General features: G+C 46.0%; 7 protein-coding genes. 4 read left to right on the forward strand and 3 right to left on the reverse strand.

What is annotated here, in order from left to right; translation table 11 throughout:
- Nucleotides 1–184: 184 nt before the first annotated feature.
- Nucleotides 185–1,669, reverse strand: a complete 1,485-nt coding sequence (locus CLV42_RS30885) for a T9SS type A sorting domain-containing protein (protein WP_106605807.1) — start codon at nt 1,667–1,669, stop codon at nt 185–187.
- Nucleotides 1,670–2,049: 380 nt separating this feature from the next.
- On the opposite strand from CLV42_RS30885, the gene CLV42_RS30890 reads away from it, so the two are divergent.
- The 4 genes from CLV42_RS30890 to CLV42_RS30905 all read left to right on the forward strand — a co-directional run bounded on the left by CLV42_RS30890 (nt 2,050) and on the right by CLV42_RS30905 (nt 11,476).
- On the forward strand, nt 2,050–5,061 hold the full coding sequence (locus CLV42_RS30890) for a SusC/RagA family TonB-linked outer membrane protein (protein ID WP_106605808.1): 3,012 nt from the start codon (nt 2,050–2,052) through the stop codon (nt 5,059–5,061).
- A 3-nt stretch (nt 5,062–5,064) separates the two neighbouring features.
- Nucleotides 5,065–6,501, forward strand: coding sequence for a RagB/SusD family nutrient uptake outer membrane protein (locus CLV42_RS30895; RefSeq protein ID WP_211303565.1), 1,437 nt, complete (start codon nt 5,065–5,067; stop codon nt 6,499–6,501).
- A gap of 538 nt (nt 6,502–7,039) precedes the next feature.
- Complete coding sequence (locus CLV42_RS30900) at nt 7,040–10,048, forward strand: SusC/RagA family TonB-linked outer membrane protein (protein ID WP_106605809.1); 3,009 nt, start codon at nt 7,040–7,042, stop codon at nt 10,046–10,048.
- 18 nt (nt 10,049–10,066) lie between these two features.
- Entirely contained in the window at nt 10,067–11,476 is a 1,410-nt protein-coding gene (locus tag CLV42_RS30905; RefSeq protein WP_106605810.1) for a RagB/SusD family nutrient uptake outer membrane protein, read from the forward strand.
- A gap of 71 nt (nt 11,477–11,547) precedes the next feature.
- Here CLV42_RS30905 and CLV42_RS30910 read toward each other — a convergent pair whose 3' ends face one another.
- Nucleotides 11,548–12,711: a TlpA disulfide reductase family protein gene (locus CLV42_RS30910; RefSeq protein ID WP_211303566.1), complete on the reverse strand. Its 1,164-nt coding sequence runs from the start codon at nt 12,709–12,711 to the stop codon at nt 11,548–11,550.
- A gap of 15 nt (nt 12,712–12,726) precedes the next feature.
- Nucleotides 12,727–14,181 carry an Asp-tRNA(Asn)/Glu-tRNA(Gln) amidotransferase subunit GatB gene (gene gatB, locus CLV42_RS30915; RefSeq protein ID WP_106605811.1) on the reverse strand — a complete coding sequence of 485 codons (1,455 nt, stop codon included), beginning with the start codon at nt 14,179–14,181 and terminating at the stop codon, nt 12,727–12,729.
- Between the last annotated feature and the right edge of the window lie 87 nt (nt 14,182–14,268).

Here is a 14,268-nt window from a genome sequence, read left to right on the forward strand (position 1 = left end):
TACTGATAATGTTTTACCTCTTGCCATGACTTAATTTACTAAGAATCATGGTTCCAAGATATTTTTTCGTCCTTTTTTTTACTAAAAATAAAGAGGGTGCCTCAATTACTTTTGAGACACCCTCTTTATATAGTTTAACCGGTGTACCGCAATTTTATTCTTCATCTTATATCAGGTAGCTGGATTAATGCTCACTTACAATAATTTGTCTACTGATCCAGGTGTCGTTGCTACGGATACGTAGTATATACATGTCTGCTGGCAAGTTGCTTACGTCGACGGATATATTGCTGGTTCCTGATGGATATTTTACAACCTTTTTAATATTGTTAAACTTATCAACGATCATAATCTCATTGATCTGGACGGGTTTCGCTGCCGCCTTAGTGTTGGTTTTAGCAGAAATCCTGTTTTGAAGACTGACAGTGATATTTGTGCTAGCTGGATTCGGAGAGATGAGGAAAACCCCCGGGTCTGCAACAAATACATCTAGGTAGGCAACAATAAAGCTACCACAGGTAGCTGGGTGATTTGATACAACTACGCCCACTGTTGTAGGAACACCTCCTACTCCTTGTGGCCATTCTGCCCTTATTTTATAAGAGCCGTCACCATTTCTGATGATAGCGCCCCCAGGCTGCCATTCATAGGTTGCACCAGCCAAAATAGGACTACATATATAATCGGAAATGTCGCCTGCAGCCACCATTGTTGGGCCCGTGACTCTCAGTTGGATCTGACCTACAGTTAATGAACCACTGGCTGCCAACGTCTGACCACAAGCAGAATTTACTGTCACAGTGATATTGGTATTTATATCGGTGCTGCCGGATGTTACAGTAACGCTGTTGCCGTTGCTGTTGGCTGGAATGGTGACAGGAGGTGTCTGGTTATTGATCTTTATACCCGGTTGGCTGGAATTCCATGTATAGTTGATGGCATTGGCATAAGGTTGTACTGTAAAGGTCGTTGTTGCATTACGGCACATCTGCGTCGGCTTTGTGGTAAAAACCGGGGCAGCGAGGCTGTTACTCGTAGGCCTTGTGACGTTAAATGTCTGGCTTGATGCCGGAAGATTTGGACAACCCGAATTACCAAACGAAATTGTTACCGTACCTGAGCTCGTATTGTTGATATTGTACGTTACATCCGACATTTTAATACCTGCCTGCCCATCATAAGGTGGTTGTATTTGTCCCACTTGTGGCCATCCGGCAGTATTGCTCCAGCTGATATTCGTAGCTTCGGCAGGGTCCATGCCATACTTGAAAGTATAGTTGCCGCTAAACTCACAAGGAATGCTTAGAGAAGAAGAAGAGGCACTTGTCATTTTAACCGTTACCTCCTTTACGAGATTGCCGACAGCAGGTGTTGTATTCTGACAGCTATAACTGGCCAGAATACGAAACGGGGCGCTGCCGGAGACTTGTGGAAATATAACGTCGATGTAGCTGTTGGTTCTGGATACAACCGTTACCGGTAGCGGCCCTTGTACATCTCCAAATATTACACTCGAACAGCCGGCGGGTTTGAACTCAAATCGTACGGTGGTATTAGGGCATACAGATGATGGCCCATCTATATAGGGGGGAGTTTGCGCTAATAATGGTAATTGAAGACAAATGAAAAATATGGCAATTAGCCATCGCATAGTAATAATGAATTTCATAAAAAGTGGGTTGAATTTGGTAAATGGTTAGGGAAAAATTGAAATTGGGTTTCCGGTTTAAAATATTGAGTATTCAAATATAAAAAATATTAAACTATTAAAGATGGAAGGTCGGTTATTTTATTATTACTTATACTTTGATTATAACTCAGAAGAGTATTGATACCAGAACTATCTTTTTCGAATAACTATATGTTAAACCGCACACCTCTATATCTTTTTAAGAATTTTTATATCTTGTGATACTTTTAGCTTGACTGGCTGTTTTTCAAAATAATAAAGACACGGGGACAATTGACCACATTTAACCACAGATGTGGGTATTTTAATCTTGGTACTATCACTAATGCTGCTTCCTGCATTAATTTAAAATCTGTTTGATGAAAAAAGGAGTATTCCTGTATCTGTTTTCATTAATGGCTGTGCTGCCTGCTCTTGCACAGATGAGGACACTTACAGGCACTGTCAAAGCCGAGAATAGCGGAGCACCGCTATCTGGCGTTACTATCCACATTAAGGGTACTACCTATCGTGTAGCCACCAATCCAGACGGCTCTTTTTCCCTGAGCATCGGAGGGACGCCTGAACTGCAATTCTCCATGGTAGGGTATGAAACCCACCAGGTGAAGGTTGCTGAAAATGTCTCCTGGCTGGATATAAAACTGCACCCCGCATCTTCCCGGCTATCTGAAGTGGTCGTGGTGGGATATGGAGAACAGGCGCAGCGGTATACAACTGAAGCTGTATCCGTAGTGAAAGCCAGCGAGATAACGAATGTACCGGCTGTATCGCCCCAGCAACTGCTGCAGGGACAGGTAGCAGGGGTAAACATGACCAATTCTTCCGGTTTACTGGGTAATTCCTCTCTCCTCCGGGTAAGGGGAACTGCTTCCATTACAGCCGGAAGCCAGCCATTGTTTGTGGTGGATGGGGTGCCGCTGAACGATGGTGCCTACAACACCCCCTATGGCGGTGGTGCCAATCTGAATCCACTGCTGGAAATCAATCCGGAAGATATCGCATCTATCAACGTGCTGAAAGATGCAGCAGCTGCGGCCATTTATGGCTCCAGGGGCTCAAACGGAGTGATATTAATAGAAACAAAGAAGGGGGCCCTGAACCATAAAACACAGCTTAAACTGGATTACTATACCGGTTGGGTAAGTCCTACGGACAAGCTGAAGGTCATGAACGGGGATGAATACCGTTCTTTTTACAACAACTATATCACCAAGGTAAAAGGCATCGCACCGGTCGATTTCCCGGCAAAAAGTACTGACTGGCCTTCCCTGGTCACCAGGACCGGCCGTACGAACAACTATGCGCTTTCTGCCAGCGGAGGAGACGAGAAGACCCGTTTCTATGTAGGAGGTAACTATATGGACGATGGCAACTATGTGATCGGTAACAATCTGCAAAGATTGTCCGGAAGACTGAACCTGGAGCATACCGCCAACAAGTACTTACAGCTGGGAGTTAACTTCAGTACTGCTTACACAAACATGGATCGTATTTACCAGGAGGGAAATTCCAGTGGCAACAACAACCAGCCACCTTATACAGCAGCCTTCCTCAATACGCCATTCACTCCCGCTTATACAGATGATGGCCAGTTTGCCAATCCGACCACCAATACACTCGCCAACATTGCATTAAGCACTAATAAATATTACACCCGCCGCAATACAGGCAATGCCTATGCAAAGGTGAATATCACGAAAGACTTCTGGGTAAAGACCGATTGGGGTATTGATCTCCTGGAAACAGAAGAACGTATCCGCAGGTCTGCTAAACTAACAGGCGCCACTACCAGTCCCGGTTCTGCCAGCCGTACCATCTGGCAGGATAACAAGTGGTTAAGCACTAACAGCCTGAATTACGATAAAAGGATCGGCAAAGACCATCAGGTAACGTTGTTAGCCGCGTATAGCTATGAGACGGCAAGATATGATGATATCAAGGCAACAGGTACGGGCTTCGTAAATGACCAGCTGCCCAATGTGGGATCGGCCGCGGTGACCACAGGTTCTGCTACCGGTAAGCGCTGGGCAATGGAATCTTACATTTTCCGTGGTAACTATCGCTTCCAGGATAAATACCTGTTTGAAGGATCATTACGCCGGGATGGTTCTTCCCGTTTCGGAGACAATAAGAAGTATGGTAACTTCTGGGCTGTATCCGGTGGGTGGATCATTTCACAGGAACAGTTTATGAAGGAGGTACGTTTCATCGACTACATGAAACTGACAGCCAGCTATGGTGTAACCGGTAATGACCGCATCAACTACTATGATTATCTGGGGTTATATTCTGCCAGTGACGCCAGCTATGCAGGACAGCCGGGATTAAGACCTACACAGATCAAGAACCCGAACCTGAGCTGGGAAGAAACCAAACAATTTGACCTGGGCCTGGCCGTAAATGCGCTGGACAACAGGATACAACTGACGGTGGATTATTATAGCAAGAAATCACAGGACCTGCTGTTGTACTTAGCAGTACCTTCTACAACAGGTTTTGGCTATGCCACCCGCAATGCTGGAAAAATGCGTAACCGCGGTGTAGACCTGCAGATAACAGGAGTGCCTGTACGTACAAAAGATCTTCAGTGGACTACGACCCTTAACCTGGGCTTTGTGAAGAACAAGGTATTACAGCTGTCTTCAGATACCAGGGATGAACAAGGAAGAAACTATATACTCAGTTCATATGGTGGTCAGCGTGTTATACAGGGCTATGCACTGAACTCGTTCTATGTACTCAATTATAAGGGTATTAACCCGCAAACAGGAGATCCTGAATGGTATACCAAAGACGGAAAAGCTACGACTACTCCTACTGCCAACGACCAGATAATAGCCGGCAATGCGATGCCGAAATTAACTGGCGGATTCAATAACACCGTACGGTATAAACAATTTGATCTGGGCGTTAATTTCTACTTCTCATATGGTAATAAAGTTATGTTGGATGAATTCCAGACCCTGGATAATGCAACACTGACTACTTCCAATCTGAGCAAAGACATGCTGAACTACTGGCAGAAACCAGGAGATAACGCATTTGCGCCGGCAGCAACCAGCGCTTCCTGGAAGACCATGCCGTTTTACCAGTTATCTACCAGACAGTTGTTTGACGGGTCTTACCTGCGCTTAAAGACATTGACATTAGGATATAATCTGCCATCAACGCTGCTGAGCAATACGCATGTATTGAGTGGCGCAAGGTTATATGTGCTGGGACAGAATCTCTGGACAGTAACAAAGAAGGAATTCCGTGGTGCTGATCCTGAGGTATCCCTGTATGGCTCGAATGGCCAGGTAGCCGGAGAGTCCTACTTTTCCCTGCCTCAACCTAAGACAATCACTGTGGGTGTGAACCTGTTATTCTAAAAAATGAAAACAGCCAAAATGAACGGGCAAAAAAAGATATTGATATGGCTGCTGGCAGGTCTTACCTGTACCAGCCTGTTTTCCTGCAGCAAAGACCTGGACCAGAATCCTGAGCAGCAGATTCCTACTGACGAGGTATTTACTTCCGGACCTACTGCTTTAAGCGCATTATATGGCGTTTATAGCCGCTCTCAACGTCCGGAGGTATGCGGAGGTCAGACGCAGATTATCGCCGATTTTATGGCAGATAATGTCAATTATGTGGGTTCTTCCATGAGTGATATCAGCAATTTCATCACGTCTCCTGCCAGCTCTATTGTGAGTGAGATGTGGCGTATTCACTTTGATGCTATCATGGGGGCCAATGCAGTGGTAGACAAAGTGCCGGGTATAAAGGACGCTTCGTTTACAGCGGCTGACCGGAAGATGTATATAGCAGAAGCAAAATTCATGAGGGCTATCCTCTATTTTAACCTGCTGAACCTCTTTTCGCAGCCTTATCAGGTATCGCAGGGTGGAGCACCTGGTATTCCGGTGGTAACCGCCGCTTTTGATGGTACCATTACCTATCCTGCCAGAGGTACGGTAAATGATGTACAGGCGCAGATAGAAAAAGATCTGCTGGACGCATTACCTGACCTGAGCGATACTTTCAGTGATCCTATGCTGGCAAGAGGCCGCGCTACCAAAGGTGCAGCAAATGCACTGTTGTCAAGACTGTACCTGTACCGTGAGCAATGGGACAAGGCCGCGCAGTATGCAAAAGCGGTGCTGGATGCACCTTACTATAAACTGGCCGGTGATTATGCTTTCTATGATGGCAATACAAAGGAAGATGTGTTTTCCATTCAGAATACAGAAACTGATAATTACGGTACTAACAGCCTGGCTGGGTACTATCGCCCGACAAGTGTCGGTGGCAGTGGTTTCTGCCCTTTTTCTCCTGAATTGATACAGGCATTTTCTGCTGAGGCAATTGACAAAAGATTTGCGATGAGTGATGAAGGTACCGCCACTAATCTCGAAAAGAGAAGATTCACACTGAAGTTCCCGGATGTATCTCCTGCAAAGGATAACGTACCGATGATCAGGGTGACTGAGATGTACCTGAACAGGGCGGAGGCATTGGCTGCTACAGCTGGTGTGAACCAGGAATCTATAGACCTGATGAACGCCTTGAGAACACGTGCAGGACTCCCGGAATGGACCATCAGCACTTTTGCTACCGGCGATGCGCTGATCACTGCTATCCTGAATGAAAGACGTAAAGAACTTTGTTTCGAAGGTCATCGCAGAATGGATGTATTAAGAAGAGGACAATCATTGCGTGCGAATGATCCGGATAAAAAAGCAGGCGCGGACAGGGTGATACTACCTATCCCGCAACGCGAAATAGATCTGAGCCCTTCATTGAAAGGTCATCAGAACCCTGGCTATTGATCTGATACCAGCTATTATACAAAAAAGGGCGGCTGTTCACAGTGAACAGCCGCCCTTTTTTTGTGTTCAGTTTCCCATTATACTCATATATGGTAAGCGGTGCTATCGCGCATAGAGATGGATATGCAAGGGTTATACGGAAACATTTTTCTTACATTATATTGAAAAAAATGTGCAGGATAATTTCGCGTGATTTCATTATATTGCATTAGAACGTATTGTGAGTATTTTGAACCAAAATCTGAATCCGAATTCCTTAGAGTGAACCCGATTACCACTTTAATTGCCCGACGAAAGGAATTGTAATTATTGTTTAACAAGTGAACTGACAACCCGGTTTTTCTCTGTAATGACTGATATGGGGGCTGCATTCCTATTACCTAAGGAGTAACCCACAACCCATCCTGCAGTTAAATCCGTAAAGCAGTAATGCATGTGTATATCCGCTGCACATGATTGCTGACGTGTCGCACTATCCTAAACATTCTTTTTATGTAGCAGAAATAACCGGACGTTTTTTCATCAATCAAAATCGCTTATGAAACACATTGTACTCCTATGGCTATTCGTGGCCATCAGCGTGATGCCCGCGCTTGCCCAAACACGAACGATCAAAGGAAAAATTACAGACGCCAAAGATGGCGCCGGCGTACCCTACGCCACTGTCAGGATCCAGGGGGCTAACAAAGGAACAACAACTGACCAGAATGGAAATTTTAGTATTGAGATCGGCGCCAATCAGTCGCTGATCGTTTCCTCCATCGGGTTTGCTGCGAAAACAGTGAAACCCGGTAATAGTGGGTCACTAATAGTGTCGCTTATTGCTGATAATATGCTGAGTGAATACATTACTACCGGTTATGGTAACACGAACAGACAAAGGAAAGTTAGCTCGGTTGCTGAAGTAGCTGGTGAGAAAGTGGCCAACACACCATTCGTTGATATTAACCAGGCCTTACAGGGTAGAGCAGCAGGTGTATTTATCGGCGGTGCATCCGGACAACCAGGCGCTGTGCAGAACGTAAGGATCCGCGGCGTGGGTTCTATCAGTGCCGGTGCTGCACCATTGTATGTAATAGATGGTGTTATCGTAGATGGCAGGGACATTAACGGTACTTCCGGTCTTGCCTTACAAACGAATGACCTGCTGGCTAACCTGAATGCCAATGATGTTGAAAGCGTTAACGTACTGAAAGATGCTGCAGCTACTGCATTGTATGGCTCTCGTGGTGCTAATGGCGTGATCGTGATCTCCACTAAAAAAGGGAAGGCCGGCGTTACTACTTTCTCTGCAAGAGCGCAGTATGGTACCGCAAAAGCCAGCTTCGGTAAATCCGGTATGTTATCGCCGGCGGAAGCACTGGCCTACGACCGCGATGTGTTGGCTATCAACGGCGCCACTCCTGCAGAAGTAGATCAGGAATTCCCTATGTCATTGATGCAGACTGCCTTTGACTGGCACAGCGCCGGTTTCCGCAAAGCAAGTACACAGGATTATGGGATTGCTGCTTCTGGCGGAACAGAAAAAACAAAGTTTTACATCTCCGGTGGATATCAGAACCAGGAAGGAACCGTGATCAATTCCTGGTTTAAAAAATATACTGTCATCTCCAATGTTTCACAACAGGTGAATGACCACCTGGACATTGCAATGAACCTGAACCTGTCGCAGAGCAACGCGAATAATGCAATGGGTGGAAACTATTACTCAAGCCCGATATTGGGAGCCTACTTTGTATCTCCTTTTCAGAGTCCCTATAAGCCCGATGGCTCATTGTATACAGGACTGGAGCCCGACTACAATGCCGCCAGTGGCGATAACTTCCTTTACTCCGTACCACTGAATGATAAACGCCTGACCAACTTCAGGGGCTTAGGCGGACTCACAGTAGGGTACCGTGTGTTTGACTGGCTGAAGGTGCAGGAAAAAGTGAACATGGACCTGGTATATGGTGAAGCTTCCCTTTTCTACGATCCTACTACCGGCGATGGTATCAATACTGCGGAACCTGCGAAGAGTGGTGAGATCTATAATGCGAATGTGAAGAACACGACACTGACCAACCAGTTGTCAATCAGTGGTGCCATTAAGATCAGTGAAGATCATCAGCTGGACTACCTTGCACTCACTGAATATAACAGGTTTAAATCAAGATCTATCAGTGCAGATGGTATTGGTCTTGTAACAGGTAAACTGAAAGCACTGGATGTTACTGCTGTTCCACAGGACGTAGGCGGTAACGGTACAGAATATACGTTCCTGTCATACCTCGGACAGTTGAACTACACTTTTAAGAACAGGTACAACCTGAGCGGTAGTGTAAGAACAGATGGTTCTTCCAGATTTGGTGTGAATAACCGTTATGGTACATTCTATTCTGTGGGTGCTTCCTGGAAAGCGATAGACGAACCATTTATGAAATCGCAGAAAGTCTTTTCAGATCTGCGTCTGAGAGGTAGTTATGGTGTGACTGGTAATGCTGACTTTGACAACTTTGTAGCAACCGCTTTGTATGATTATGGTACAGCTTATAATGGCGAACCAGGCAACGCTCCTTCCACAATTGGTAACAGAAACCTGACATGGGAACGGAACAAATCATTTAACATCGGTCTGGACCTTGGCTTCTTTAATAACAGGCTGACTGCTGTCATTGATGTGTACAGGCGTCAGACAGACGGACTGCTGATGAATACACCTGTGAGCTCCACCAGTGGCTTCCTGACACAGCCCGTAAACGTTGGTTCACTGGAGAACAAAGGTATAGAAGCGCTCATCACCAGTAAGAATATAGATGCTCCTTCCGGGCTGAAATGGACGACTGAATTGAACGTATCTACAAACAAGAATAAGATCCTCTCACTGTATGGCGGACAGGATGTATCTGCCTCTACCACACAATTACACAGAGTAGGTGAAGCAGTACAGAGCTGGTACCTGAATGAATGGGCCGGTGTTGATAAAGATAACGGTGATCCGCTATGGTATACAGCAGACGGCAAAACAACAAATAATATCAACTTCGCACAAAGAAAAATAGTAGGTAATAGTCAGCCGAAATTTATCGGAGGACTAACAAACACACTCTCCTATAAAGGTGTTTCCCTCAGCATATTCTTCTATGGCGTGACCGGTAATAAGATCCTCAACAGAACAAGGATACTGGGAGATGCTGACGGTGCTTATTTCGGATATAACTATGATAAGCTGACTACCAAGAACTACTGGCGGAAGGCTGGTGATATAGCAGACCGTCCCAAACCGATTCCCGGTGGTAATCATGGTGCTAACAATGCGCAGTCTACGAGATACCTGGAGAATGGTTCCTTCCTTCGTTTGAAGAACATCAACATTAGTTACAGTCTTCCGAAGAGATGGATGCGGGCTGTTAACCTGAGTGATGTGAAATTCTATGCACAGGCAGCGAATATCGCTACCTGGACAGGATATACAGGCTGGGACCCTGAGCAGGATATCAGCGCAATGGAGTTCTTCAGATATCCTCCTGCCAAGAGTATCACCTTCGGCGTAAACGTTAATTTCTAATTCAAGTAAAGAGCTTATATGAAAAAAATATTCGTGTATACTGTTATGTTAGTCCTGTTATATGCTGCTCAGGGCTGTAACAAAGAACTGACGCTTTCGCCGGCGGATAAGTTGCCGACGGATGAAGCCTTATCAAATATCAAGGGAGTGAACGCCGCTGTAAACGGTATGTATGCCGGGATGAGATCTACTGACTACTATGGGAGGAACTACCTGATATTGGGAGAGATCACTGCTGATAATGTATACCTTTCTACCAGCAACAGTAACCGTTTCCTGCCCAGCTGGCGATTGAGCTGGATCGTTTCAGATGTGGATGCCACTGCAATTTGGAACAGGGCCTATGCTATCATCTTAAGGGCCAACAATATTATTAATAGCGTGCCTGTTATCAGTGACGGTACTGAAGCAGAGAAAAAAGCGGCTAAGGGACAGGCGCTGTTTATCCGCGCACTGGCACACTTTGACCTGTTGCGTTTCTTTGCTGAGCCATATATTATCGGGGGGGGTACATCACTGGGCGTACCCGTGATAACAAAATTCGAAGTAGGCTTACCAGCAAGAAATACGGTAGACCAGGTATATGCACAGATCATTGCCGATCTGACCGAGGCCAAATCAATACTGGCTGAGGATATCACCGATCCTTTCAATGCCAGTTCCTTTGCAGCATCTGCATTGCTGGCCAGGGTATACCTGTATAAAGGCGATAATAACGCTGCCATCGCAGAAGCTACAAGAGTGATTAACGCAGGGTATGTTATTCAGCCGGCAAACAACCTGGCGGATTTTTACAATACACCTGGTACAAAAGAAGATATTTTCACTTTGAAGATATTGGACACGCAGACAGCTGGTTCTGACAACCTGGGCCAGATGTTTAGAAAACCAGGTTATGGGGATATACGCGTATCTCCCGACCTGGTGAATGTGTTGGAGCCAAACGATGCAAGAAGGGTTTTCATTTCTGCATTTAATGGCAGTCCTTCAGAATTTCAGAATAATAAGTTCACCGGCCAGCAGGGTATTTCAGGATTACATAGTCCTAAGATACTGCGCATTTCAGAGATGTACCTGGCGCGTGCAGAAGCGTATGCAAAGGCAGGCAATTACGTTGCAGCACTGGCAGATGTAAACGCGATCCGTACAAACAGGAATCTGGGAGCATTGGAGAATGTGGCAGACAATGCCGTACTAACAGCAGTGCTCAAAGAGAAACGTGTTGAGTTTATGTTTGAGGGGCATCGTTATTTCGACCTCTTAAGAAATAAGCTGGATATTGTTAGAACCCATTGTAATAATCCGGAGCAGTTGAATACGCCGAGATGTGTGATTGAAGCAACTTCTAATACGGCTATTCTGCCTATCCCGCAAAGGGAAACAGATGTGAACCGTAACATGGAACAGAATCCGGGGTACAAAAAATGACAGTGGCCAATCCCTAAATAAAAAAAAGCGTCTGCCAATTGGTGGACGCTTTTTTTTATGCGGTGATAATTTTATTTCAACACTTCCTGAAGCTTAGCCTGTAATTCAGGACCTCTTAATCCAACGGCAATTACCTTTCCTTCCGGATCGAGCAGCATGTTGGATGGAATAGAGTTCAGTCCGTATAAAGGCACTACTGCAGACTCCCAGAATTTCAGATCACTTACATGTGTCCAGGTGAGGCCATCGGCCTGTATTGCTTTTGCCCATGCCTCTTTGGTTCTGTCGAGAGATACACCGAGGATGGTGAAGTTCTTATTCTTGTAGGTGTTGTAAGCCTGTACCACGTTCGGATTTTCCATGCGGCATGGTTTACACCAGCTGGCCCAGAAATCTACCAGCACATATTTTCCTTTGAAGGAACTGAGGCTGGTGGCTTTTCCTGACAGGTCAGGCAGGGTGAAGTCAGGTGCAACCTGGCCGATCTTTACAGCGGTCATATTCTCTTCTTCGCCGGCCATCGCATCTGTTGCCGGAGAAGCATTCTTTTGAGATATTTCATTCAGCTTGTTGGTAAAGCTGGTGATCAGCGTATTTTCAGGAAAACGGGTCTTTATCTCGTTGATCACTTTCTGATCCTGCAGCAAAGTGGGCGTGCTCACCATACTTAACGCGAACGCAGCTACGGCAGGCGATTTTGTGTCTGTTGCTGCTTTCATGATGAACTGCTCAAGTTCCTGTTTTTTGGTTTCGAAAGCAGCCATCTTTGGTTTCAGGACACTGTCAGGTGTTTTAGCCTGATAGAGACTGTCAAGGGTTTTCATTTCTGCCGTCAGCGCCAGGTTCTTTGTGCTGGCCTCATTGAGCAGTTGCTGTATTTCTGAAGATGCTTCAGAATTTTCAATTTTAACCTGTTCCAGGTGATTGTAATCACCTTCGATGCTCATGGTACCAGCATCGAGTCCCAGCAGGATAAAGCGGTTATTCTCAGCAAAACGGATGCGGTAGAGCGCCTGTTCAGGGAGTATACCTTTCAGGGTGAATTTACCGCTGGCATCTTTTATCACAGCAGTATCCACCACCTTCGCTTCCTCAAGTGTCAGTTCCTCCAGATATATTTTGCCCAAAGGAGCGTTGTCTATATGTGCGTTGATAACAAAATCTCCCTTCTCTGTTTGTTGCGAACAGCTGGCCAGGAATAGTCCGGCTACTGCCCATAAAGCAAATTTCTTCATATTGATCAGTTATAATTATTTCAGTTTTTCTGCCAGCAGCTGATTTGTCAGTTTAGGATCAGCTTTGCCTTTGGAGAGTTTCATCACCTCTCCTACAAAGAGTCCCATCAATCCTTTTTTACCACTGCGGAATTCGGCTACTTTGTCCGGATACTTAGCGAGGACTTCATCAATAATAGGTGCAATGTTATTTGCATTGTTATCCTGAAGGAGGTTAAGGCGGGTAGCAATATCCAATGGCTGTTCTGCAGGGTGTTGCAACAGTTCCGGGAAGATGCGGGAAGAAGCGATGGAGAAGCTGACCTTTCCATCTTCAACAAGTTGTATCAGGCCGGCCAATGCAGCTGGTGCCAACGGGAATTCCGCCATAGACACACCCTGCTCGTTGAGGGTGGATTTAACGGGGCCCAGTAACCAGTTGGCCACTGCTTTATATGCAGGAATGATCGTGGCTACCTGAGAATAATAGTCTGCCGTAGCCTTGTCATCACAGATCACGCGGGCGTCGTATTCGGGCAGGCCGTATTGACTGACAAACCGTAGTACCATGGCATCCGGCAGTTCGGGCAGTGCTTTCAGGATACTGTCCAGGTATTCGTCTGTCAGATGGAAGGGCGCCAGGTCTGGTTCAGGGAAATAACGGTAATCATTCGCTTCTTCCTTGGAACGTAGGGAGAAAGAGGTGCCATTGCCGGCATCAAAACTCCTTGTTTCCTGCATGATGGTGCCGCCGCTTTCTACGATAGTGATCTGGCGTTTTATTTCTCCCTCTACCGCACGTTTTACGTTACGGATGGAGTTGAGGTTCTTTACTTCTACCTTGGTACCTAGTTTGGTCTCTCCTTTCAGGCGGATGGAGATATTGGCATCACAGCGCATGCTTCCTTCCTCCATGTTACCATCGCACACATCGAGCCAGCGTACCAGCCTGCGGAGGGTGGTCAGGAATGAATATACCTCGTCACTGCTATGCAGGTCGGGTTCTGTCACGATCTCTACCAGGGGAACACCGGCACGGTTGTAGTCCACCATGGTGAAAGATGGGTCCTGGTCGTGCATGGATTTTCCGGCATCTTCTTCCAGGTGGATGCGGTTCAGTTGGATCTGCCTTTCTCCGTTAGCAACGGGAATGGTGACGATACCTCCATCACAGATGGGGGCAGTATGTTGCGAGATCTGGTATCCTTTCGGAAGATCCGGGTAAAAATAGTTCTTACGGGCAAAATAGTTGTCCCTTTCAATCCTGCTCTGGCAGGCCAGTCCCAGCCGGATGGCATATTCCACCGCCTTGCGGTTCAGCATGGGAAGTGTACCGGGATGACCCAGTGTAATAGGACTGATATGGGTATTAGGCGCGCCTCCGAAAGCTGCACTGTCTCCACAAAATAATTTGCTTTCTGTCAGTAACTGGGCATGTACTTCCAGACCAATTACTACCTCATATTTATCAAAATCGATGGCTGCGCTCATGATGATCTTCTGCTATTAGCGCAAATATATATAATGAAGGGTAGAAAGGGGAATCCGGAGAATATTATTGGAATTTAACAAAATTTT

Source organism: Chitinophaga ginsengisoli, from assembly GCF_003014595.1.
Lineage (GTDB): Bacteria > Bacteroidota > Bacteroidia > Chitinophagales > Chitinophagaceae > Chitinophaga > Chitinophaga ginsengisoli.